The organism is Anatilimnocola aggregata (genome assembly GCF_007747655.1).
GTDB lineage: Bacteria > Planctomycetota > Planctomycetia > Pirellulales > Pirellulaceae > Anatilimnocola > Anatilimnocola aggregata.
Genome location: NZ_CP036274.1, coordinates 4,956,196 through 4,979,821, shown reverse-complemented (window position 1 = coordinate 4,979,821; position 23,626 = coordinate 4,956,196). Strand labels below are relative to the sequence as shown.

At 57.9% G+C, this 23,626-nt stretch carries 23 protein-coding genes; 12 read left to right on the top strand and 11 right to left on the bottom strand.

Going from position 1 to position 23,626, the window contains the following annotated elements; all coding sequences use genetic code 11:
- Positions 1-214 precede the first annotated feature (214 nt).
- Positions 215-1,426 carry an NAD(P)/FAD-dependent oxidoreductase gene (locus ETAA8_RS18545; protein ID WP_145091569.1) on the top strand — a complete coding sequence of 404 codons (1,212 nt, stop codon included), beginning with the start codon at positions 215-217 and terminating at the stop codon, positions 1,424-1,426.
- 25 nt (positions 1,427-1,451) lie between these two features.
- Here the strand turns inward: ETAA8_RS18545 and ETAA8_RS18540 are convergent, their stop codons facing one another.
- The 4 genes from ETAA8_RS18540 to ETAA8_RS18525 are packed head-to-tail and all read right to left on the bottom strand — an operon-like array spanning position 1,452 to position 6,515.
- Positions 1,452-2,132 carry a Uma2 family endonuclease gene (locus tag ETAA8_RS18540; protein ID WP_145091566.1) on the bottom strand — a complete coding sequence of 227 codons (681 nt, stop codon included), beginning with the start codon at positions 2,130-2,132 and terminating at the stop codon, positions 1,452-1,454.
- 50 nt (positions 2,133-2,182) lie between these two features.
- Entirely contained in the window at positions 2,183-2,992 is an 810-nt protein-coding gene (locus ETAA8_RS18535; protein WP_145091563.1) for an SDR family NAD(P)-dependent oxidoreductase, read from the bottom strand.
- A gap of 35 nt (positions 2,993-3,027) precedes the next feature.
- Entirely contained in the window at positions 3,028-5,682 is a 2,655-nt protein-coding gene (locus ETAA8_RS18530) for a tetratricopeptide repeat protein (protein ID WP_145091560.1), read from the bottom strand.
- A 38-nt stretch (positions 5,683-5,720) separates the two neighbouring features.
- A complete protein-coding gene (locus ETAA8_RS18525) occupies positions 5,721-6,515 on the bottom strand; it encodes a hypothetical protein (RefSeq protein WP_145091557.1) in 795 nt (264 codons plus the stop codon).
- A gap of 143 nt (positions 6,516-6,658) precedes the next feature.
- On the opposite strand from ETAA8_RS18525, the gene nth reads away from it, so the two are divergent.
- Together nth and ETAA8_RS18515 are read left to right on the top strand one after the other, a co-directional pair.
- Positions 6,659-7,336, top strand: a complete 678-nt coding sequence (gene nth, locus ETAA8_RS18520; RefSeq protein WP_145091554.1) for an endonuclease III — start codon at positions 6,659-6,661, stop codon at positions 7,334-7,336.
- Positions 7,337-7,480: 144 nt separating this feature from the next.
- On the top strand, positions 7,481-8,179 hold the full coding sequence (locus tag ETAA8_RS18515) for a DedA family protein (RefSeq protein ID WP_202921074.1): 699 nt from the start codon (positions 7,481-7,483) through the stop codon (positions 8,177-8,179).
- Here ETAA8_RS18515 and ETAA8_RS34730 read toward each other — a convergent pair.
- Together ETAA8_RS34730 and ETAA8_RS18510 are read right to left on the bottom strand one after the other, a co-directional pair.
- A complete protein-coding gene (locus ETAA8_RS34730; protein ID WP_202921073.1) occupies positions 8,151-8,324 on the bottom strand; it encodes a hypothetical protein in 174 nt (57 codons plus the stop codon). The genes ETAA8_RS18515 and ETAA8_RS34730 overlap by 29 nt on opposite strands.
- A gap of 132 nt (positions 8,325-8,456) precedes the next feature.
- A complete protein-coding gene (locus ETAA8_RS18510) occupies positions 8,457-8,648 on the bottom strand; it encodes a DUF6800 family protein (protein ID WP_145091551.1) in 192 nt (63 codons plus the stop codon).
- A gap of 946 nt (positions 8,649-9,594) precedes the next feature.
- Between ETAA8_RS18510 and ETAA8_RS18505 the strand changes: the two genes are divergently transcribed.
- The 7 genes from ETAA8_RS18505 to ETAA8_RS18475 all read left to right on the top strand — a co-directional run bounded on the left by ETAA8_RS18505 (position 9,595) and on the right by ETAA8_RS18475 (position 16,641).
- Positions 9,595-10,935 carry a leucine-rich repeat domain-containing protein gene (locus tag ETAA8_RS18505; protein WP_202921072.1) on the top strand — a complete coding sequence of 447 codons (1,341 nt, stop codon included), beginning with the start codon at positions 9,595-9,597 and terminating at the stop codon, positions 10,933-10,935.
- A gap of 4 nt (positions 10,936-10,939) precedes the next feature.
- Positions 10,940-12,508 carry an amidase gene (locus tag ETAA8_RS18500; RefSeq protein WP_145091544.1) on the top strand — a complete coding sequence of 523 codons (1,569 nt, stop codon included), beginning with the start codon at positions 10,940-10,942 and terminating at the stop codon, positions 12,506-12,508.
- Between the two features lie 267 nt (positions 12,509-12,775).
- On the top strand, positions 12,776-13,150 hold the full coding sequence (locus ETAA8_RS35615) for an RNA recognition motif domain-containing protein (protein WP_145091541.1): 375 nt from the start codon (positions 12,776-12,778) through the stop codon (positions 13,148-13,150).
- Positions 13,151-13,475: 325 nt separating this feature from the next.
- Positions 13,476-13,736, top strand: a complete 261-nt coding sequence (gene rpmE, locus ETAA8_RS18490) for a 50S ribosomal protein L31 (protein WP_145091538.1) — start codon at positions 13,476-13,478, stop codon at positions 13,734-13,736.
- 175 nt (positions 13,737-13,911) lie between these two features.
- Positions 13,912-14,985 carry a peptide chain release factor 1 gene (gene prfA / locus ETAA8_RS18485; RefSeq protein ID WP_145091536.1) on the top strand — a complete coding sequence of 358 codons (1,074 nt, stop codon included), beginning with the start codon at positions 13,912-13,914 and terminating at the stop codon, positions 14,983-14,985.
- Positions 14,986-15,064: 79 nt separating this feature from the next.
- Positions 15,065-15,943, top strand: a complete 879-nt coding sequence (prmC, locus tag ETAA8_RS18480; protein WP_145091533.1) for a peptide chain release factor N(5)-glutamine methyltransferase — start codon at positions 15,065-15,067, stop codon at positions 15,941-15,943.
- Between the two features lie 23 nt (positions 15,944-15,966).
- On the top strand, positions 15,967-16,641 hold the full coding sequence (locus tag ETAA8_RS18475) for an NAD(P)H-hydrate epimerase (RefSeq protein WP_145091530.1): 675 nt from the start codon (positions 15,967-15,969) through the stop codon (positions 16,639-16,641).
- Between the two features lie 9 nt (positions 16,642-16,650).
- Here the strand turns inward: ETAA8_RS18475 and ETAA8_RS18470 are convergent, their stop codons facing one another.
- Both ETAA8_RS18470 and ETAA8_RS18465 read right to left on the bottom strand, forming a co-directional pair.
- Entirely contained in the window at positions 16,651-17,124 is a 474-nt protein-coding gene (locus ETAA8_RS18470; RefSeq protein WP_145091527.1) for a GNAT family N-acetyltransferase, read from the bottom strand.
- A 6-nt stretch (positions 17,125-17,130) separates the two neighbouring features.
- Positions 17,131-18,063: a DNA integrity scanning protein DisA nucleotide-binding domain protein gene (locus ETAA8_RS18465; protein WP_202921070.1), complete on the bottom strand. Its 933-nt coding sequence runs from the start codon at positions 18,061-18,063 to the stop codon at positions 17,131-17,133.
- Positions 18,064-18,313: 250 nt separating this feature from the next.
- On the opposite strand from ETAA8_RS18465, the gene ETAA8_RS18460 reads away from it, so the two are divergent.
- Together ETAA8_RS18460 and ETAA8_RS18455 are read left to right on the top strand one after the other, a co-directional pair.
- Positions 18,314-19,564, top strand: a complete 1,251-nt coding sequence (locus ETAA8_RS18460; protein ID WP_145091521.1) for a hypothetical protein — start codon at positions 18,314-18,316, stop codon at positions 19,562-19,564.
- 58 nt (positions 19,565-19,622) lie between these two features.
- The gene (locus tag ETAA8_RS18455; RefSeq protein WP_145091517.1) at positions 19,623-19,976 is read left to right on the top strand and encodes a hypothetical protein; all 354 of its coding nucleotides are present in this window, start codon (positions 19,623-19,625) and stop codon (positions 19,974-19,976) included.
- Here ETAA8_RS18455 and ETAA8_RS18450 read toward each other — a convergent pair.
- The 3 genes from ETAA8_RS18450 to ppk1 are packed head-to-tail and all read right to left on the bottom strand — an operon-like array spanning position 19,949 to position 23,625.
- A complete protein-coding gene (locus ETAA8_RS18450; protein ID WP_145091514.1) occupies positions 19,949-20,923 on the bottom strand; it encodes a CHAD domain-containing protein in 975 nt (324 codons plus the stop codon). The genes ETAA8_RS18455 and ETAA8_RS18450 overlap by 28 nt on opposite strands.
- Positions 20,924-20,972: 49 nt before the next feature.
- A complete protein-coding gene (locus ETAA8_RS18445; protein WP_145091511.1) occupies positions 20,973-21,464 on the bottom strand; it encodes a SixA phosphatase family protein in 492 nt (163 codons plus the stop codon).
- Between the two features lie 49 nt (positions 21,465-21,513).
- Positions 21,514-23,625: a polyphosphate kinase 1 gene (gene ppk1, locus ETAA8_RS18440; protein ID WP_145091508.1), complete on the bottom strand. Its 2,112-nt coding sequence runs from the start codon at positions 23,623-23,625 to the stop codon at positions 21,514-21,516.
- Between the last annotated feature and the right edge of the window lies 1 nt (position 23,626).

Here is a 23,626-nt window from a genome sequence, read left to right as displayed (position 1 = left end):
CCTGCGAGACATTCAATTCGAGAGCCATTGTAATCAGGGCCCTCTTGCGGCGACAACCTCAAGCCACTGAATCTACCTTGTGTCGTCTACCGTACAGTGGCTGTGGTCAGGCAAAGCTGACGCCTCAGTTTCTCAGCACTCACCGGCGTTCGGCATGCCGCGTGCACTGACGGCAACATTCGTTCCTTGAGCCCTACTAACGAGAAGTTGCACCGTGAAATTGCGCACTGGCAAACCATACTGGCTCGCAGTCGACTGCGACGCCCGTTCGATTGGAAGCGAGGCTCTATTCTCGGGTGATGTGCGCTGTAGCGTGGTCGTACTTGGGGGAGGGATTACCGGGGCGTTGGCTGCCTACCGACTTACGACGCAGGGGGTGGACGTCGTCTTAGTGGATGAGCGCGAATTTGGTCACGGCAGCAGCGCGGCCAGTACGGGATTATTGCAATATGAGGTCGATACGCCGTTAGCAGAATTGATCGACCAGGTTGGTGAGCAGAATGCAGTGCGCGCGTATCGTCGCGGGTTAACCGCGATTGATGAAATCGAACAACTGGTGGGGGAGCTCGAACTAGATTGCGGATTCTCGCGACGCGAGAGCCTCTATTTTGCCTCCAGCATTTGGCACCGCAGCAGTCTCGAACGCGAGTGCGAACTGCGCCGCCAGGTCGGTTTTGATGTCGAGTTTCTGAATCGCGAACAACTGGCTGAAATCTCGACACTTCAGGCCGCCGGAGCAATCTTGTCACGCGGCGATGCGCAAATCGATCCTTATCGCTTTACGCGCGAACTTCTGCGCGCGGCAGTCAGGCAAGGCTTGCGCGCTTATGCGAAAACCAAAGTGGTCAGTGTGTGTGAAGCAGATTCGTGCGTCACGCTCGTTACCGAAACGGGGCGAATCATAGCGGACAAGATTGTCTACGCCACCGGTTACGCGACGAAGCCCTTTCTAGCAGGGGAATCGGCCGGCAAATTGCATAGCACTTATGCCGTCATCAGCGAACCCTTGGGAGAGGTTCCCGGCTGGCCCAACCAATGCCTGCTCTGGGAGACCGCACGCCCCTATTTTTATGCTCGGCGTACTGATGATGGCCGCGCGCTCATCGGCGGTGGCGACACCCTCTTCTCGAACGATCATGAGCGCGATGGCTTAGTAGACCGAAAGGTTGAGAAGTTAGTGGAACGTTTTCAAGAACTGTTTCCCGGGGCAACATTTGTTCCGGATTATGCCTGGGCGGGAACCTTTGCCGAAACGAAGGACGGACTTGCCTACATCGGCTCACCGCCCGATCGGCCGCGCGCTTACTTCGCCCTCGGCTACGGCGGAAATGGCATCACGTTTAGTGTGATTGCTTCGCAGGTGATTACCGATCTCTACTTCGGCCGACCGAACCCAGATGCAGAAGTGTTTCGCTTTGAGCGGTAGCTCTGGGTGTAACACCGTCATTGACTTACAGCTTGGGTCTGCCAGGAGGACTGAAGAGGCATTTCATGCTTAGCGAAAACCCCGGCAGGAGCTCCGTTGTTATCGATTCGTCAATCTCGATTACTCGAAATTGTGTACCCGGAGTGAACTGAAATAATTGCCTGGTTCTGGGGTAAAGGTACCACACTTCTTGTACGCCGTGGCCAAAATACTCGGCCATTTTAGCTTCCATTTCGCCTCGCGTATTGGTGACGCTTACTACTTCGACGGCCAGATTGGGTACGATATGTGGAGTAGGAGAGTCAATTGGAAACTCGCCACCCGGCAGGCGATCCAAGGCAATAAATCCGCAGTCGGGAAGGCGAATCAACTTGGGTGCGAGCTGCAAAGGAGTGCCATCGCCGAAAGCAATTCCGATCGGATTCGTCGTCAGGTAGATATGCAATTGCGTGACCAGCCAACTCGCCAACAATCCTTCGTATGCACCCATAGCCTTCTCAATGAGAGTACCGTCAACAAGTTCAAAGCGTTTACCTTGCTCAGCACGAAGTCGAAGCAAGTCCTCTCCGGTGGCCAGACCAGGTAGCGGTGAGAAACAAATTCTCGTCAGTGGCAAATCACCGAATCGATTTGCCAGTTCCCCGAGTGTGCCGACCGAGGTCAGGCCCTCGCTGGAGGGAAGCGGAATTGGAAATGATGTGCTCATATCACCACTCTATGCTGGCTCTTTGCAAGTTGCGAGTCGCATCTCCTTGGTCACCAGTGCATTACCCAGCCGCCATCGACGTTGAGTGTTTGCCCCGTGATGTTCTGGGCCTGATAGGAGGCGAGAAAGACGGCATAGGCGGCGATGTCATCGGGAGTCTGCCAGCGTTTGAGCGGAATTACGCTGCGGACCTTCTCGCCGGCCCAATCATCGTACGCCCGTTTGGCATCTGCTGGCTGCTGGTCGTTCCAGGCCTGCCAGACGGCACGGTTGAGTGGTGTTTGAATCATGCCGGGACAGATGGTATTCACTCGCACGTTATGGGGCGCAAGATCCTTGGCAGCAGCCTGGGCAAAGTTAATCAACCCTGCTTTGGCGGCCGAGTAGGGTGGGTCGGTCTGGGAACCAATTTGCCCGGCGACCGACGAAATGAAAAGAAAAGTCCCTTGCTGCCGCTCCGCCATACCGGGCGCGAGGGCATGGGCGACATTCACGGCTCCGAGCAAGTTCACTCGCAGCACCCGGTCCCAGTCGCTCGGCTCTAACTTCCAAAACGGAAATCCGAATTTACCCGAACCCATCCCCGCTGCGTAGACAACATGCTGGATCTGGCCGAATGAAGCGTTGATCTCAGCTGCTGTTTTTTTCACTTGCACAAAGTCAGTGGCATCCACAATCTGTCCCAGGCAAGTCGTGCTCGATTCGGTCGCCAGTTCCGCCGCGCGAGCCGGTGTTTCGGCGCTGCGGTCCCAAAGCAGCACATTGCTTCCTTCGCGGGCAAAGGCGCGGGCGATGGCCAGCCCTATGCCGCTCGCTCCACCCACCACGAGCGCGGTGTCTCCCGTTAGTTTCAAATCCATTCTTGGTCCATTTCTCAACTCGACGACGAATTCGCTCAGCGACTACCAGCCGGCAACTCTCGGGTGGAAAAACTCTGCAGCCGTTCATCGTATGCTTTTGTTTCGGGCGCAAGCGACGCCGCCTTACGTGCCCAGGTTAATGCTTGCTCACGATCGCCACGGGCGAAGTGAACTTCGGCAAGCGTATCCGCATAGGCCGCACTCTCGGGGGCCAGTTTGACCGCATTCTGGGCAAAGGCCAATGCTTCGTCCAAGCGGCGTCCGGCAATTGCCGCAGTCCACGCCGCCTGGTTGTGCAGGGCCGCACTCTCGGGAAACTGCTTCACTCCCTGCTGATAGACCTGATACGTCCGTTCAAACAACGCATCTGCCTCTTGCTCCATTCCGGCCTTCCGGAGTGGGGCAGTAAAGTCTTCGACCAATTTGATATGTCCCGGCAGCATGGCCTCGCAAATGGCCAACTCCTCGAGCGCTTTAGCCTTGTCACCTGCCGAAAGCAGGCCGCGGGCTCGCGTCCGGTGCAGCGACACAGCCAGATTTAAATAGCCAGATTGCTCGACCAGATTTAGGGCAGGTTTGAGCAAGTGAAAGCGGAGTTGCTCCCAATGATCGGCGGCAGCCAGCGGCTCTTTCTCGGCGATGAGGTTGCCCAAGTGCTGATTGGCAATCATCACGTACGAATGGTCGGGACCGCCTGTCCTTCGCAATAGCTGCCACTGCTCCAGAGCTTCCGCTCGCAGGTTACGATCTTGCAGAGCGGTGGCCAGGAGATAGCGAGCGTTGGTATCGAGGGCCATCAGGCTTGCCGTCGACTGTAACTTTTTCCCTTCGGCTTCCTTCCCAGCCCGTATCAAGGCGACACTCTGCAAAAAAAGTGCAAGCGAATTCCCCTGATTCAGTTCGTAGGCCCGCTGATACTGAGTCGCTGCTTCGTTCCAACGTTGCTCGGCGAGTAGCACGTCACCGTAATCGGTAGCCGTTGTGGGATCGGCCGCGACGGCTGCTTTCCAGTGTTCTTCGGCACGCAGCTTGTCGCTGCGCGCGGCCCAGGCCTCGGCAAGGGCAGCATGCAGCCGTACACGAACTGCTGCCGCAGTGCCCAGATTATCCGCCTTGGCACTGACGTGCTTCTCAACTGCTGGCCAATCGACTTCAACATGACGCGCAAAGGTCGCCGGCTGCATGGAGACTGCCACTGCATTCAATCGCTCCTGTGGATCCTGCCATCTCACATCTGCATCCAAAGCTTCCCACCACGTTTGAGCGCGGGCAAACTTCTTGCCGAATAGCTGCGACCAAACACTCTGGGGATTCTGAGCTACGCCGCGACCGTACAAATGCAGCAGTTCCTGCTGCCGTCCTGGTTGTCGTTCTAATCTCGCCAGTTGATGCCAGTACTGCCCCCGCTGATCGTCGAGGGTGGCGGTCGACTCTAGTAGGGCACGTAGATCATCGTACTGCTGCTTTTTACCGAGCATTCGCAATTGCGCCGCGATGCTGACTGCATAAGTGAAGCGATCAACCGAGCGGCTGGTGCGGACAGGCTGCTGCCCGGTGAGCCCGTTCAGCCAAGCTTGATTGAAACTGGTGTCATCCTTGATTCCAGCCAGGTCCAAGGCCTCTTGATGCTGCTGAAGCTGTGACAACAAATCGAAAGCCATCGGCTGCAGACCATCTTTCAGCAAGTCGAGCGCTAGTTGCGGTCGTTCATTCAAGAGCAGTGTCTTGGCACCGAACCAAACGTCTTCGGTCTTGACAAGCTTTGAAAAGGCTTGTGTTGCCTCGAGGGAGTCTGTGGCCTTGCCGCTCAAACGGGCCAAGGCTGCTTGCAAGGCGCTGTCGGCCATTGTGTCACGCGGAACTTTGTTCGGGAGTGGCGAGATACTCGCCCGCGCTTGGTCCCATTGCATTTGCTCGCGATACATGGCCACGACCAATTTTGCATCGCTGGGCCCGCGCTGGATCACTTCGAGCGCCTTCTTATCATTCCCCCCGGCGCGATACATGAGTGCCAGTCGATTCACGAGTGCCGAATCATCTCTTCTCTTTTCCAATTCGTCTTCGACTCGCTTAATTTCCTCGTTCAACTTGCCGCGCAATAACGCATAGGTGATGAAATGGACCTGTCCGGCTTCGGTGGCCTTGCCCAGGTCGAGCCATTGCTCGAGCAGCGACCAATCGCTACTGGCCACCATCTGTGGCGCGAGGCGCTGCATATCGGCTTGCATCGTGCTGAAAAAAAGTTGCCGACTGGCTGCGTCGGTCTCGCCTTGCAGCAGCGCAAAAAGGGTTGTGTAAGAACCCTTTTGTCGTAACTCGCTAATGACTTGCTGCCGGCCATTGCGGTCACCGTCGTAAAAACGGTTGATTAGTTGCTGGGTTTCTGCCGGAGTATCGGGCGTAATTCCCAGACGGACTTTGCGAAGGACCAACGAGGCGCGCAGGCGAACTTCGGGATCGTCGTGCTTAATTGCGAGCTCGAGATCTTTCTGCGCGGCGGCACCCGCGTACCACAGATAGCGGCTGGCCAATTCGCGAGTCTGAAACTCATCGGCACCGAGCGCTCGAATGGCTGCTGCCACCGACGGGAACGCGTCGTTGGGTTGCTGAGCTCGGGCAATTATTGGCATCAACGGGCTGGCCACCGGCGCGACCAGAAGCATCGCCAGTAGCAGCAGCGACTTGTTCATGAAGGGAACTCGTGGCAAGAATAAACGAGGGGGAGGTACTACCGAGGCAAAGTTTGCAAGTGCGCCAGGATCTTTTGTTGCTGCTCTCCGGTTGCGCGGCGTGCGGCCATCTGATAGTAGATGCGGGCGACTCCTGCCTTGCCTGCTTCTTCTGCACCCCTGGCTTTTTCAAGAATCGCGGCCAACTCTTCATCCTGCGAACTGCCCTGCGCATTCGCAGCGGACTTAATTTCCGCCACACTCAGGTCGCCGCGCTCGGCCGTGCTTCGCCGGGCCACTCCGCCACCACCAACTTCGGCTTGAGCAGGTGCATTCGCCGGTGAAGTAAGGCTGGCCTCTTGTTGCTCTTGTAACCTTCGCAGGCGTTCGCGGAGCGGGCTGGGATCGGATTGATCGCCGACGACGGGAATGATTGAAGTAACGAAGGGGCGAAACGTGCCGTCAATAAAGTAGCCGTTGCCGCCATTGGGAATCGTGACGCTCGGCGTCTGGGAAACCATCGTCGAATTGGCACCTTGGCCGACATTCAGGTTGAAGAACCCACTCGTGTTCCCGGCTCGAAAGCCGCCGCCAACGTTAGCTCCCGCATTGGGATCGAAACCACCGAAGGCCGGTGGCGGTGCACCGCCAAAGTTGAAGAACCAACCCGGGCCACGTGCGCCCCAACGCGTGCCGATGCTCTCATAAAAGCCGTGGCCAACAGTGTTGAATGGCCCGCCGACGTTCACCTGCTGCGCCGCCGCACTACGCGTACTAAGCATGCCGGCGCAGACCAGAAACGCAGTTGTCAGCGACTTGATCGCTGGTAGAAATTGCCATCGGAAAGATTTCATCGCCTTAGCCTCCTGCGGACGTCAGCCCCAACGTCCGGCCGTTATCGTGGCACGCGTTCGTTATGAGCGATTTCGCTATGATGGTCAACTAAAGTTTGCCTTACCTGCGCTGAATCTGCTTCGTCGAAAACTGCTGGCCATTTATGACTCCGCCCCCCGTCGCCCAAACCAAACGCCAGGCCGCCAAAGTGGTGAAGGCCCTTGCGCAGGGATATCCCAACGCCGAATGCGCACTCGTTCACGATAGCCCATTCCAACTCCTCATCGCGACGATCCTCTCGGCTCAATGTACCGACGAGCGCGTGAACATTGTGACCAAGGGACTGTTCGCTCAGTGTTCCACGCCGCAGGCGATCGTCGATTTGCCCATCGCCAAGCTGGAGAAAGCTATTCAAAGCGCCGGCTTCTTTCGGATGAAGGCGAAGAACATCAAGGGCTGTTGTCAGCAGTTGGCCGAGAAACACGGCGGCGAAGTTCCGCGTACGCTCGAAGAACTGGTGCAACTCCCCGGCGTCGGGCGCAAGACCGCCAACGTTGTCCTGGGCACGTCATTCGGCATTCCGTCGGGCATCGTCGTCGATACCCACGTCACGCGACTGACCAATCGCTTGGGCCTGACTACCAACCAAGACGCCGTGAAGATCGAAAAAGATCTGATGCCAATCGTGCCAAAGAAAGATTGGATCGATTTCTCGCATCGGTTAATCCACCACGGCCGCCGCATCTGCAAGGCTCGCAAACCGTTGTGCAACGACTGCCTGATGCTCAAGTTTTGTCCGCAGGTTGGCGTCGAACAGATCGGCGCGAAAAAGGAAGAATGATGTTCTGCCGCAATTGTGCCATCCGTGCCGATTGTGCGGGCTGATTCGCCTGGGGACGATCATGAGAAAAACCTATACTGCGGTGGGCCAGCGCGGGACGCGCAACTTTGGACCGTTGGCAGTCAACCGAATAGGATCGCAGTCGTGCAGCAGATCATCGACTTCTTCTTACATATTGATGATGAACTGATCAAAATCACAGCCGACTATGGCGTGTGGACTTATGGTATTCTGTTCGCCATCATCTTCGTCGAAACCGGCCTCGTCATTATGCCGTTCCTGCCGGGCGACTCCTTGCTGTTTGCCGCCGGTGCCATTGCAGCCAACCCAGACTCAGGACTGAACGTCGGCATCGTCTGCCTGTTGCTTTCCATCGCCGCGGTTCTGGGCGACACGGTGAACTACCACATTGGTCGCTACTTGGGGCCGAAGGTTCTCAGCGGCAAACTCTCGCGCTGGCTCAATCCCAAGCACTTAGAAAAGACACAAGAGTTCTTTGCGACCTACGGACCAAAGACCATCGTCATCGCCCGCTTTGTTCCGATCGTGCGAACGTTCGCCCCGTTCGTCGCCGGCGTGGGGCAAATGGATTATCGCCGCTTCTTAATCTACAACGTCGCAGGCGGAATCTTTTGGGTCCTGAGTATGACCTTTGCGGGCTACTGGTTTGGCCGCATCGAATGGGTCAGCAAGAATTTCGAGGTGGTCGTCCTGGCAATTATCTTTGTCTCGATATTGCCTGCGATCGTCGAATTCATTCGCCACCGCTACTTCGCGCCCCGCGTGGCGAAGATGGAAGTCCCGGCCGTGCCGACTACGGATTGCGCGAAAGATAAAGCGTGAGCATGGCCAGCGACAGGCCAATCGAGACAATGAACAGCAGTAGTCCTGTCACGCCATTCCAGGCTTCCGAATCGTCGGCCAGGTGCTGGTTGCTTTCCGATTCGTCAAAGTGATCGTCGTGAGTCGGCGTCTGATGGGCGGCCATCGATAAAGTCCTAGCGAGAGAAACCTTGGCTACGGGTAGTCCCTTGAGCGCGGCAACTAACTGCCGCGCGAGGCAGACAAACTGGCAAATCACACTGCGGCAGTTTCTGCCCAGCAATCATTGCCAATCAGCTTAGCGCTTTTCTTCCAGGCCCATGGTCGCAATGATCACTTCGGCACCCGGAGTCATGCGGCGCAGCTTCGCAGCCAGAACTGCCTTCTCCGAAGGGCTGGCCTTAGCCGCCCGACGCTTGAGCACGGCCAGCTTTTTCTTGCGATGCCGACGTTGCCGAAGTTCCTTCATCCGATGGATCGTGCCACCCATGCTTGCTGCCTTTTTAATTGCCGCTTGTTGTCTTGTCCGCGCCAGAATCAATCTTTTTGGCGAATCAAATCTTGTACCAGATGTTTGCTATCTCGTCAACGCGTCGTGGCTCCCAAAGCGGCCTAAGTGGGAGCCAATTTGCAGCCGCGATTCGACCTCTCGACCCCAACAATGGCCGAAAGGGCCATTTTTCAACACGGGTCTGGTCTGGGGGCTGACGGCAAGTGACTCGCGAGCAACAACTTGCGTCGTAATTGCAGGGTGTGGTTTTCATCCTGTTTGTTGAAAAACTACCCGACGTCTCCCTGCCGTTGCGGCAACGGTCCAGTGGACCGTCAGGGGCCCGTTAACGGCAAAGACGCAGTCAGCTCAGCGCCGCCCAACTGCGACTCGCCCCGCATGACGATGGCTGCCATAAATTTCCATAATCCACAACTTGCGCAATCAGAACACATCTCGCCGAATTGCTTGCCTGGTAACGAAATAGGTCCACCCAACCTTTCCCGACATAACGGAAATTTCCAAATTCAATTTCCTGTTTGCACGACCAAATTCCAATCCATGTTCACGGTCAAAGACTTTTTGCGAAGCACTTGCCGCCGTTGATAAGTGCCCACTCGGGCCTCGAATGTCAATCGATAACTTGGCACTTGCGATGGACTAATGCGCGAGTATTTGCGTAAATCGCATGCACGTACTGCGGAATTGAAAATGAACACCCTGCAAACATTAGATGCAGTCCGCGTGACTAGTTCGGTCAAAGGCGGGAGGGAATTGTTTGAGCCAGAACTTCGCTGGTAATGCTAGGCTGAGGACTCCCCGCGACTGTGTTGGCGGCACTTCGCGCGGCGGGTGGATCGGGGTACTCTGTCTAGTTGGGCTGCGGGCGATTTTGCGGGCAGGCTTCGATCACGATTTGGATCTGGGTGTCATCATGAAGCGGGCGATGAGTAGGGCAAATCTGGCGGTGGTGGCAATGCTCGTGTGGAGCGTGGGTTCGGCTTTCCTGCTAACGGGCTGCCCGACCCCCGAACCCAAGCAACCGGCCAACGGTGGCCCCCAAACACCGGAAATTGAAACTCCCGGCGCAACTGCAGCAGCCAAGGATGACCCAGCTGCGATCGATGCCCTCAAAGCGGCCGGTGCGACCTTGAAAATGGACAAGGCTGGCAATGTCGGCGAAGTCGCCCTTACGCAAGGGAACAACGACGATCTGAAACACCTGGCAAAGTTGCCCCACGTGACCGTGCTCTCGGCCGAAGTTCGGGGCATTACCGGCGAAGGGCTGGCCCACCTCAAAGGGCACCCCAGCTTAAAAGTCATTCGCCTGGAACAGAGCGACGTCAAGAATGAAGACGCTGCGATCTTGATCGAAATTCCTAAGCTGGAAGAACTTGACCTGAAGAAGACCGATTTTCGCGCTGATGCTTACGTCACCCTCGCCAAAAGCAAAACGCTGAAGAAGATTCGCGCCCCCCAGACGGCATTCGACAACGACTGCCTCAAGGCAATCGGCGGGATGAAACAATTGGTCGCGCTTGACCTGACCGACTGCAACCTGGTCACTTCCGAAGGGGCCGCCCCCCTTGCCGGCCTCGAGAATCTCGAAATGCTCAAGCTCTATGGCCGCAGCAACCTCGATGACCGCGTGATGGAGCACATTGGCAAGCTCAAGAAACTGAAGGTTCTCGGACTGGTGCAAACTTCGGTCAGCAAAGACGGCCTCGTCCATCTCGAAGGGCACCCGAACCTGAAAGAACTCGACTTGTACGGCTGCGTCAACGTGAAGAGTGACGGGCTGAAGTCGGTCGGCACGATTGTAAACCTCGAGATCCTGGGCCTGCGCGAAACGGCCGTGAAGAACGACGGCATGCAGCATTTGGTACCGCTGAAGAAGCTGAAAGAACTCGATCTGTCGGAATCGGTCATCGGCGTGGGCAAAAATTTCGAAGCGATCACTCAATTGCCTGCGCTGGTCGATTTGAACTTGTGGCAGACCAGCTTCACCGATGCCGACATGCCAGCCGTTGGTCAGTTGAAGAATCTCAAGCGGCTGAATCTCGATAAGACCGAAGTCACCGACATGGGACTCGCGAGCATCAAGGAGCTTGAGAATTTGGAGTACCTGCACTTAGGCAATACGATGATTACCGATGCTGGTCTGGCAGAACTGCACGGACTGAAGAACTTGAAGCATCTGGTGGTCACCTTCGTGGCCGGCATCTCGGACGACGGCATTGCCGAGTTGCAACAGGCCGTACCGGGGCTGACGAAGATTGACCGCTAAGCCCGTGTCTTCAGCGACGGGCGAAATCACTGGCGAGATGATCGACTGGAGCGCCGCGGAAATCGCCCGGCGCATCGCGGCGAAATCGATCTCGGCCCAGGACGTCTGCCAGGCCTTTGTAACTCGCTGCCAGGCAGTGAATCCGCAGCTCAACGCCTTCACCTGGCAACGCTTCGAGCAGGCCCTCAGCGAAGCCACTTCCATCGACGAACGACTCGCGCGGGGCGAAACGCTTGGACCGCTCGCCGGCGTGCCGATCACGGTGAAGGATTGCTTTTACTTCGCCGGCTCTACGGCGAGCATCGGCCTGTCGACACTGCAACACGAGGTCTCGACCGAAACCGGTCCGCTTGTGCAGCGGCTGCAGCGCGCAGGCGCAATCGTGCTGGGTAAGACGAATGTTCCACAGTTGATGGCAATGCACGAGTGCGACAATCCGGTCTATGGACGCACGAACAATCCTTGGAATCTCGCTCGTACTTGCGGCGGCAGCAGCGGTGGGGAAGCGGCCATCATCGCAGCGCGTGGATCGGCGCTGGGACTTGCCAACGATCTGGGCGGCAGCATTCGACTGCCCGCACACTTTTGCGGTATTGCTGGACTGATGCCGACGGCAAGACGCTTGCCCAACGCCGGCACTCAGAGCAATTTTCGGGGCTTCGAAGGAATGCGAAGTTCCGTCGGGCCACTGGGGCGGCAGGTCGCCGATTTGGATCTGGCCATGCGCGTGCTGGCGGATTATTCCGATGACCAGGCGTTGCCCGAAATTGTCCCTTGGCCTTGGCGCGACTATCGCGCAGTCGACATCGGCAAGCTGCGCATCGGGCTGTGGCTCGATGACGGCTATCTCAGTCCTTCGCCGGCCCTTCAGCGCGCGACCAGAGCGGCAGCAGATTCGCTTGCCAATGCGGGAGCCACGATTGAAGAACTACACTTCCCGCGCGGCGAAGAGATTCTCGATCTCTATATTGGTCTGATTGAAGCCGACGGTTGCGCCGACCTGCGGCGAATCGCCGCAAGCAGTCAACTCGATTGGCGCATCAGCCGAATGCTCACAGTTGGCGGTTTGAGCAGAGTCTCGCGCGCGGCGGTTGTGGGCACGTTGAAAATGCTGGGGCAAGGTTATCTCAGCCGGCTGATTCAGGCGGCGCGACCCCGCTCGGCCGATGAATACTGGCAACTCGTCCGCCAGCGCGATGCGCTGCGGCAAGAATTCCGTTCGCTGCTGGAAAATAAACAGCTAGACACTGTGATTTCTCCGCCCCATGCCTTGCCAGCACCTCAGCACACCAAGGCCATCGATTTGATGTCGGCCGCCAGCTACGCATTCTTGCCCAACCTGCTGGGTTGGCCCGCTGGCGTAACTCCCGTAACGAGCGTGGCAGCGACCGAGCAGAATGCCCGTAAACTCAGTCGTGATCGCGTCTTACAGCAGGCAATGGCGGTCGATGCGGAAAGTGCTGGGCTGCCCGTGGGGGTACAAGTGATCGCCCCGGCCTGGCGAGAAGATGTGGTCCTGGCCGTCATGAATGCCCTGGAACAAGTGTCTCCCAAACTAAGGGCAGTTATTTAGACGTGTCTAGGTAGCTTATGGTAGGAAGTCAACCGAGGCGGGGGAGATTTTAGTAAATTTCTGCAAAATGACGCTGGCATTTCTTTGGCGGTCAGGTGTATAACTGCCGTTGGCCAATTGGTCGACGAAAGCTGTAGCGTTGGTTCTGTCGAATCTGTAGCTGCTCCCATCGCCTGTTCCGTTTGGCGGACCATGAATCGGTCCCTTTCATCGGTCCTGAAAGTTAGCGAGGACCGGAAGTTTTTTGTCAGGAGTTGAGCGGTGGCAATGAAGTTGTATGTCGGGAACCTGAGTTACGGCGTAACGAACGAGAAGCTTGAAGAGCTTTTCTCGGCGTACGGCCAAGTTCGTAGCGCCCAGGTGATTCAGGATCGCGACACTGGTCGCAGCAAGGGTTTCGGCTTCGTCGAAATGGCTGACGATAACGCTGCCCGTGAGGCCATCAAAGGCCTGCACGAACAGCAACACGATGGTCGCCCATTGACTGTCAACGAAGCTCGCCCACGTGAAGATCGTGGCGGCGGCGGTGGCGGTGGTTACGGCGGCGGTGGCGGCGGTCGCGGTGGCAGCCGAGGTGGCGGTGGCGGCGGCTACGGTGGTGGCGGCGGCGGCGGTGGCCGTGGTGGCTACGGCGGTCGTTAAGCTGCGATCATTACGACGCACCTGATAATTGTCTACGATTAGAGTCTTCGAATTCGAACCTGCTATCGTAATATTTTCAACACCCGCTCCTGAATCTCAGCAGCGGGTGTTGTTTTTTGCGCCCGCTGTATGAACCTCTGCTGTTACTTGCCTTAACGGCGTTTCGTTCGCAACGTCGCAACGGATGTTTAGTCCGGCCCTCATTCCGCACTTGTTCACCCTGCCAGCGACCGATATATTGGTATGTTTCCGCTGCAATCATCCAGCGGATGCTATTCGTGCACGCAGCAAAGGCGTGCGGCAAATCCAGTTAGGACTTACGGCCATGCAAGACAGCATTCACCCCAATTACGTCGACTGCGCCGTGTCGTGCAGCTGCGGCAACGCGTTCAAGACCCGGGCCACGAAGAAGGAATTGCGGATCGACATCTGCAATGCCTGCCACCCGTTCTACACCGGCAAGCTGAAGTTCCTCGATACCGCCGGCCGTATCGAGAAGTTCCAAAACAAGTTCCAAGCCGGTTCGTACGCCAGCCTGGCCAAGCCCGCCAAGAAGAAGGCAGCCCCCGTCAGCGACGAATCGTAGCTACCAGCCCCCGCCCGTCGTGTCGATGGATCAGACTCGCTGCACTCCGGCAGCAGTCTTTGTGGGTCGGGGCGAAGTGGGAATGCCAGCGCCGAACTAATCCGCTGGCTCCGCGGTACAATCAATTGCCGCGATTCTTTCTTGCCCTGCTTTCTGATTGAAGTAGGTGCTTGTCATGCGCGAAGATCTCGAAAAAAGTCTGGCCCGGTTCGAAGAACTCGAACACCAAATGTCCGATCCGGTGATCCTCGCCGAAGGAGCGAAGTTCGCCGCCATCGCGCGCGAACATGGTTCGATTGCCAAAGTGGCCAGTAAGTATCGCCGCTTCAAGCAGCTCGTAGCCGAAATCGAAGAGCTGCGCCGCATGCTCACCAGCCCGAACGAAGAAGAACGAGAACTGGCCGAAGCCGAACTCCCTTCCATTCGCGAGCATCGCGAACAGCTGTGGGGCGAACTGCTCGACATGACCGTTGGCGGTGCCGACGCCAACCGCTATCGCTGCGTGATGGAGATTCGCGCGGGTGTCGGCGGCGACGAAGGAGCCCTCTTCGCGCACGACTTGTTCCAGATGTACAAGCGGCACGCCGACAAGCGCGGCTGGAAAATGGAAATCATGGAAGCTTCGCCCACGGAAATGGGTGGCTTCAAAGAAGTCATACTCACCTTCGAAGGCGAAGGCTGTTACCGCGAACTGCAGTACGAATCGGGTGGCCATCGCGTGCAGCGAGTCCCCGAGACCGAAGCCAAAGGGCGTGTGCATACCTCGGCAGCGACCGTGGCGGTGCTGCCCGAAGTCGAAGACGTCGAAGTCGATCTGAAGTCAGACGAGTACCGCATCGACAAGACTTGCGCGAGCGGCCCCGGTGGTCAGCACGTCAATAAGACCGAATCGGCGATTCGGCTGACCCACTACGAAACGGGCATCACCGTCTTCATGCAGGAAGAAAAGAGCCAGCACAAAAACCTGGCCAAAGCGATGCGCATTCTCAAGAGTCGCTTGTACGACTTCTATCAGCAACGCGAGCAAGCTAAGCGATCCGCCGAACGGAAGTCGCTCATCGGCAGCGGTGATCGCAGCGAACGAATTCGCACGTATAACTTCCCGGAAAATCGCCTGACCGACCACCGCATCGGTCTCACACTCTACAAGCTCGACCAGATCATCAACGGCGACTTGCAGCCCGTTACCGATGCGCTCATCGAACACGACCGCAACGCCCTCCGCAGCATGATGGGTGGGTTGGATTAATCTCTGCGAACCGTAGGGTGAGCCGAGCATCGCGAGGCCCACCGAATCGGGCTTTAATATCAGTCACGGATGAGAATACATGAGCACCGAAGAAGCCTGGACGATCAATCGGCTGCTCACGTGGACCGCGGACTACTTTAAAAAGCAGAACATTGAACAGCCAAGGTTAGAGGTGGAAGTTCTGCTGGGCTACGCCCTGGGCTGCGAGCGGATTCAACTCTATACGCGGTTTGGCGAAGTCGTCACCGACGAGCAGCGGGCGAAGTTTCGCGAGTTCGTCAAGCAGCGCGTCCAGAGCATGCCGGTGGCGTACATCGTCGGCAAGAAAGAATTTTATTCGCTCAACTTCACCGTCACGCGCGATACACTCATCCCCCGCCCCGAGACCGAGCACCTGGTGATGGCCGTGCTCGACGCCATCAAGGCCACTCCCGAACTCGCGCCCCATCATGTGGCCGATGTGGGTACCGGTAGTGGGATCGTTGCGATTGCGATTGCCAAACACGCCAAGTCCAGCACCGTGCTCGCCATCGACAAGAGCCCCGCGGCCGTAGAGATTGCTCGGCAGAATGCCGCGAGTCTTGGGGTCGATGCGCGAGTCAAGACCTGCGTCGGCGATCTACTCAGCGGGATTGACCCGGCCGAGCAGTTTTTCGCGATTGCCGCGAACTTGCCCTACGTCAGCGACAGCGAGTTCGAGCAGCTCGACAAAACCGTGAAAGATTTTGAACCAACGTCCGCTCTCGTAGCCGGTCCCATCGGCACCGAGTTAATCGCCAAACTGATTCCGCAAGCTGCGGCCCAATTAGTCTCCGGCGGCTTACTCGCGCTCGAACTGAGCCCCATGATCGCCGACCGCGTGGTCGACCTCGTGGCCAGCGATGGCAACTTCGAGCCCGCCTATGTCATCAAGGATCTAGCAGGACACAAGCGGATCGTCGCAGCCAAGCGGAAGTAGTCCGCGATTGGAAATCGTAGCGCATGACCAAATCACTCAGCCGCGACCAAGTGCGCGACGTCGATCGCCGGGCGATTGCCGAGTTTGGCATCACGGGCCTCGTGCTGATGGAAAATGCGGGCCGGGGATGCGTGAATGCGTTGCTCGCCGCCGGTTGTCGCGGGCCAGTTGTCATTTGCTGTGGCAAGGGAAACAACGGCGGCGATGGGTTTGTGATCGCGCGGCATTTGGATGCAGCGGGAATCGCTGTTCGCCTGCTGCTGCTCGCTGATCCGGCGGAACTACAAGGAGACGCGCTGGCGAATTATCAGATTGCTGCCAAGAGCCGTCTGATGATTAGGATCATCAACGGCCAGGTGACTGGTGCCGATCTCGATTTAGCATTGCAGGGTGCCGAATGGATTGTCGATGCACTGCTCGGGACCGGTGCCACGGGCAATCCTAAGCCGCCCTATTCGTCGCTGATTCAGCGAATGAACTTGTCGTCAGCCAGAGTCCTGGCCGTCGATCTCCCCAGTGGGCTCGATTGCGATACCGGCCGTCCTGCCGAACCGACTATTCGCGCAGATCAGACCTGCACATTCGTCGCGGCCAAGAAGGGTTTTGAGAATCCCGCAGCCAGCGAGTACCTGGGAGCAGTTCAGGTTGTTGAGATCGGTGTGCCGCGGTGCCTATTGGCGGAGTTTGGCTTGTCCTGACGGACTGCGCTATCCCAAGCTTTTCGACCAGAACCAGGTTTCGGGCTGGCTGCCGTGATAACCGGCCCGCTGATAGACGGCCTGAGCGCGGTGATTGTCGCTGCGAACTTCCATCGTCACTTTGCAGCAACCCAGCGATTTGGCGTCTTCTTCCAAGGCCAGCAACAGGGCTGTACCCACACCGTGGCCGCGAGCCGCGGGCGAAACGGCAATATCGTGAATGTTGAGTAGCGGAGCGCCTCGAAACGACGAGAAACCCAGCAGGCAGATCGCCAGGCCGATGGGTTGCTGAGCGATGGTGTCGTCGCTTGCCAAAAAAACGCGCGCCCCGCCGTGCTTGATGAGGCCGGGAATAAGGTTTTCGCGGGCTGCTGGCGAGAGCGGGGCACTGCTGCCAAATTCGTCCTGAGAGTACATGTCGAGCAGTTCGACGACCGCGCGGGCATCGGTGGCGTCGTGCAGATTGGCGAGGCGTACTTGCATGACGTTTTACTCACCGTCGGAAGGACGTTCGTATTCGAACTCCTTCCACTTCATGGCCTGGCGAAATGGTTCAATCCGCAGCATTACTTCGCCCACCTGAAAAATGCGAACGGTACCGCTCGATTGGCTGACCACAATCGCAATTGCGTGCGTCGCCTTACTGATGGCCGCCCCAGCCCAGTGGCGGGCACCGAGCCCCTTGGAGACCGTGAGGTCGGCATACGGTGCGTCGACCAGTTGGGCAGCCTTTTCGACCAGCCCTTCGGGCGAAACGATGAAGGCGCCATCGAGCACGGCGACTTCTTTAATGGCCTCGCGCACGCGCGGGTCATGCAGGTCGCGCTCGGCCCGTGGATAGCCGCGCACGGGGTCAAACCCAGCGGGCTGACTGTGCTGCAGCACTTTGCGCGTATCGCCGACGACGAACATCGTGCCGACCGCTTTCCCTTCGCGCCCCTCGCGACCAATTTCAACAGCCAGATCGACCACGACCTTGAGCGTATCGAGGGGGACACTTGTCTCCAGCTGACGAAGGTCGCGGGCGGTCAGCCGGCCGAGATGCTCGTCCAGACGAATGAAACTGATGGAATCGATCATCGCGGAATCGAAGCCTGAGTAGGCCACAACCACGCCAGCCCCGGGGGCGAGGATTTCGCGCGCCACGCCGGTCAGCAGGGCCTGAGTCAGGCGCTCGAAGACCGGCGCTTCCGACATATCGAGCAGTATGGTCTGCAGGCCCGCTTCGGCGGCCCCTTCAACTTCTTCTGCTTTATCGGCCGTAATTACAATCTTGCGGCCGTCGAGCACTTCCTTAAGCGCATCCCAATCGGTCGGCCCGGGCAGCAGCACCAGCACTGCCGATGCGTTCTGCTCTTGGCAGAGATTAGCTGCCAGAGTCAGAAATCCAGCCAGTTGATCGTCGAATTTGACGGGCTTCATGCAGTGAGCAGTCGGGGCGCGGCGTGAAGAGGGGACAGGCAAGAGGGACGGCGGAATCGTAAGCAACACCGCCCGAAAGAGCAACCGCGGCAAGTCGGTTTCAGCGGGATTTTGTTGAACCTTTCTGCCGCGACGGCTACGCTACGGCGAACTTTTACCGAAAGAAACGATTATGCAGCCAAATGCCTCGTCTCCCGAGCCTCGTTCCGATTTTTCGCGCCGCCGGTTTCTGACAATTTCGTCAGCTGCGATGGCCGGAACCTCTCTCGCCGGCGCCGCGGCCGGACAAGTGGCCGCGCCCAAAGCAGCGGAGGGGCAATTGCCAGCTGGCAAACCTGCCCGGCGACTGCGCGTGGCGGCGATTAACTCGATCTTTCGCCTTCGCTCCCACGCTTATCACATCGTGGGTCGCCTGGTCCACGGTTATCCCGTCGATGGCTTTCACCATCAGCCCAACGTCGAAGTGGTGCGGATGTTCAACGACCAGTACCCGGAGGGAGACCTGAGCCGCAGCTTTTGCCAGGAACATGGCATTAAACTGTGCGAGACGGTCGAAGAGACGTTGCTGAGTAGCGACAAGCTCGACATTGATGGCGTGGTGCTAATCATCGAACACGGTGACTATCCCGTGAATGAGCGCCAGCAGATGCTTTATCCACGCTACAAGTATTTCACCGAGATTGTGAAAGCGTTTCGTAAGGCAGGCCGCAGCGTGCCGGTATTTGTCGATAAGCACCTGAGCTACGACCACGAACAGGCCGCCGCCATGGTGGCCACCGCGCAGGACATGAAGTTCGGCCTGATGGCTGGCTCGTCGCTGCCGGTGACTTGGCGGATGCCGGAAATCGAGCCGCCACTAGGGACCAAGTTCACCGACGGCCTGTGCGTCTTCGGGTTCGACCGGGGAGTGCCGGAGATCTACTTCTTTCATGCGCTCGAAACTTTGCAATGCATGCTCGAACGCCGAGCTGGTGGCGAAACGGGTGTGAAGAAAGTGACCTGGCTGGAAGGTGCCGACGTCTGGAAGGCCGGCGATGCTGGCCGCTGGTCGTGGGATCTGCTCCAGACTGCCGTACGGCGCTGTGCGAGCATGAATGTCGGCCCGATTCGCGAAAATGTTCGGCACCCGCAGGCGATTCTCATCGAATACAACGATGGCACCCGGGGCGCGGCAATCAACATCATCGAACAAGTTTCGGAGTTTGCCTTTGCCGGCACGCTGCAGGGTTCGAAAGAGCCCGTTTCGTCCTGCTTCTATTTGCCCGCGCCGCCGGGGGCCGCGTTCTTCAATCCACTGACGTGGCACATCGAACGCTTTTTGGCAAGCGGAGTGCCTCAATACCCGGTCGAGCGCACACTGCTGACTTCGACCATCCTGGATTTTGCCTGCCGCGCTGCTCACGAGAAGAAGGAATCGATCTCTGCCGCGGCCCTCAATATCCGCTATCAGGCACCGGCAGCGAGCGGCTTTTTCCGTGGGCCCATTGTGAGCTTGTCCTAACTGGCAGCCGGTTCTATACCTAGGCCTGAACCGCACTTCACCACCTGCCGAGCTGACGATGACCACCGAGGGAGAGATAATCGAAATTTGGCCAAAGTGCCCGGAGTGCGGGGCCAGCCGGCAAGCCGAATGCCTCGTGTGTGGCAACGCGACCGATTTTTTTCCGACCGCCTATCAGCCCGATGAGCAGGCCGAAGCTTTGCGGTTCTGCCCCGACTGCGACGATGTCGCCCAGCTACGGTTCTATCGCCGCTGCCATCGCTGCGAATACGATTTTGGCGATGGCTATACGCCGCCCCTGCGTGTGGAAGAGCAGGAACACGAGAGCAAATTGGCCTGGGTGCTGCTGCTGGGATTGATCGCAGGCCTAGCAGTGCTGATGGCTTATTTTAGTTTGCTTTTTCGCCGTTGAGCAGGCTTGGCTGCCGTGGGCGAATTTTTGCTTGGGGAAGTAACTGCCGCGAGTAACTTCAGCAGCTTTTTTCTTCCTGTCGGGGCCTGCCACCAGCGGGCGAACTTCGCAAAGCCTGCCTGAGCCTGCTGGTCGTGCTGCTCGCTCGTGTCCCTTAATGCCGCGCGATCAGCGGCCTTCAGTTCACCGGCCAACTCGCGATACTTGGCGGCGAGCGCCAGGTCGTCGCAAACATCACCCAGTTGTTGCTGCAATCCTTCGAGGGCCGCATACAGCTGCTTCCCCTGGGTTTTGGGCAGCGATGGCAGGCCAATCTCCAGCGCGTAGCGAACCCGCTTCCCTTCGATTCGCAGGGCATGAATCTTGCGCTGAGCCGGCTTGCTCACCCGCAGTTGCTTGACGAATGGTTCCGTTACTTTGTCGAACTGCGATTGGAACCAGGGGCCAAACGAGAGTTGCGGATGAACTTTGCCGTTGTTTGCCGTCGATGGCTTTTTCAACACTGCTTTACAGCAGTCGCGCAAGTGGCCCGACTTCACTTTTTTCTCATATGCGTGCCGCAGCTTGTCTGCCGCTTCTTGCCGCTGCTGCTTCAGCACCACCAGAAATTCGGCCAACAGCTTGCGGGCCCGCTTATCGAGCGTTCGCTTCAGCACGTCGCAATCACGGGCGTTGCCGGCGCGTTTGCGGGCCTTGTTCAGTATTTTGGCGAGATCGGCCATTGGCTCCGGCGGCAGGACTGAGGCGAACAACTGTAGCGCTGCCAACGACCGCCGCGACCAGACTCGCAGTTGATGAATATCCTCAACTCGCGGCGACTTCCGCTGTGCTGCCTTCTGCCAATAACTGACCACTGCGCGGACCCGCTGTTTGACCACTTCGCGCGCAAGACGATCGACGGGCGCACTGGCGCGAGCGGCGGCGGGAATGCGGTCCAGCTTCGGCATAAACAGCGTTGGTCGGAGTCGGGTGCAAAACAAGCGTCCAAACGACACTTTATTCTAATTCGCGCGGCTGCCAGAGTTGCTTCAATTCTGCCCTTGTTTCTCTGGTAATTTCCCGCCAATGTTCGACAGGATACTCCAGCCAGGCGAGCGACGCGGTACTCAGTGGGCGATAGTTACCGGTCACGCTTTCGAGCAACTCTTCCAGCCCCGGATTGTGACCCACCAACAGCACCCGCGCCGCCTCAGCTGGTAAGGCATTGATGATCGCCAGCAACCGGTCGGCCCAGGCCTCGTACAGATCGCCAGTGATGCGGGTTTCTTCGCGATAGCCACTCGCCTCGGCCACCAGTTCCGCCGTGCGCCGCGTCCGCTTGGCCGACGAACAGACAATCAAATTGGGAAGCAGGTTTTCATCGAGCAACAGCTTTCCCATACGTGGCGCATCGCGTTTGCCGCGTTTGTTTAGCGGCCGATCGTGATCGTCCAAGTCCGAGTCTTTCCAGCTCGATTTTGCGTGTCGAAGTAGCAACAAGGTTTTCATGGTTGGTCAATCGATGTTCGTTAAACTACGGGCACAATCGGCCGCGAAATCAGCCCGCTGCGGTCGCTGAGCGATGAGGTTCGAACGTGGTTCGCTGCGATTGCTCTGCTTCCTTCACGCGCTGCCGCGCATCTTCATACAGCAATTCCTGGCTGCGACGGCGCTTGGTCTTCGCCTTTTTCGGCCGGACGTAAGAACCGTCCGCCTTCAACTGGCGGGATTTCACGGTGTCGTCGAAGTACGTATCCAGAATCGAAATTAGCCGTTGTTTGCACTGCGCATCTTCGATGGGCGCGAGCAACTCGATGCGCCGATCCAAATTGCGCGGCATCCAGTCGGCGCTCGAGATAAACACCAGGTCGTCGCCGCCATGATGAAAACGCAAGATGCGGGCATGTTCCAGATAGCGATCAACAATGCTGATTACCGAGATATTCTCGCTCAGTCCTTCCACCCCCGGCTTGAGGCAACAAACGCCGCGAATGTTCAGCCGAATCTTGACACCCGCCTGCGAGGCGGCATACAAGGCCGAAATCAACTCGGGGTCCACCAGCGAATTGATCTTGGCATCAATGAGAGACTTCTGCCCTTCCTTCTTCCGCCGCGTTTCCCCTTCAATTAGTTCCAGCAGACGCGTGCGCAGGCCCGTCGGTGCCGCTTCGATCTTGCGATATCGTTGGGGCTGCGAGTAACCGGTGATCGCGTTGAAAAAACTGACCGCGTCGGCCCCTAGCTCTTCGTTATTGGTGAGCAGACTGGCGTCGCTATACAAGCGGGCCGTCATTTCGTTGTAGTTGCCTGTCCCAATGTGAACATACCGCTGCACGCCGTGCGGTTCCCGCCGCACAATGATGCACAGCTTGGCGTGCGTCTTCAGTCCCTTCACGCCATAAATCACCTGTACGCCCGCTTCTTCCAGGTTGCGAGCCCATTCGATGTTGCGGGCTTCGTCGAACCGAGCCTTCAATTCGACAATGGCCGTGACATATTTGCCGCGCCGCGCCGCTTCGGCCAACGCAGCCACAATCGGGCTGTTGCGGCTGGTGCGATACAGAATTTGTTTAATCGCTAGCACATCGGGGTCGACTGCCGCCTCCTGCACCAAACGCACGACGGGCTCAAACGATTGATAAGGGTGATACAGCAGCACATCGCGGCGGGCGATGATGTCGAACAGTTTCGCACCCGGTTCGATATCGAGCGAAGGTTGCGGCGGCCATGCTTCATTCCGCAGCGCGTCGAAGCCGGGCAAGTCGGCCAGCGACATGAAGCCCGAAAGTTCCAGTGGGCCTTCGACGCGAAACACACCGTCATCGGTAACTTCCAGCGATTGCTGCAAGAAGGCCAACATCTCGGGACGAACGTCGGCAGCTACTTCCAGTCTTACGCATTGACCATGCTTGCGGGCCGTAAGAATCCCCTGCATGCCGAGCATCACATCGGGGGCCAGGTCGTCCCGCAAGCTGAAGTCGGCATTGCGCGTGATGCGAAACGCAGCATGTGCTTCAATCGTTTCGCCCGGAAAGAACCGGTCGAGGAATTTAGCGACGGCATCTTCGAGCAGCACGTACGAATAGCCGCGCTCGGCACCCGCCGTGAGAAACCGGCTCAGCGTCCGCCCGAGCGGTATCAATGCAAATCGCGGTTGCTGTGGCGTCGCGGGATCGGCCTTCAATTGCACGCACAGGTGCAAATGGACATTGAGAATTAACGGGAACTCAATCCCCGGCGAAACGGCCATCGGGGTGAGAACCGAAAAGATCTCGCTTTCAAAAACTTGCTCGACCGATTTCAGGCGGCGCTCGGTGAGTTCGCTGCCGCGCAGTCGGCGAATGCCTGCCTCCTGCAGTTTCGCTTCTACGTCCTTAAAAATTCCTTGCTGGTCCTGCGCGAACTGATGTGCTCGAACCGTGATTGCTTTCATCTGTTGTTGCGGCGTCAGCCCCGACGGATCGGGCGAAGTGATTCCTTGTTCGATCAGCAAATTGAGGCCGCCAACGCGGACCATAAAGAATTCGTCGAGATTCGACGCCGTGATCGCCAGAAACCGCAACCGTTCCAGGAGCGGCGTGGTGTCATCCGTAGCCTCGTCGAGCACGCGCTGGTTGAACTCCAGCCAGCTCAGTTCACGATTGAAGAATTTTGAGTTCGATTCGGTCATG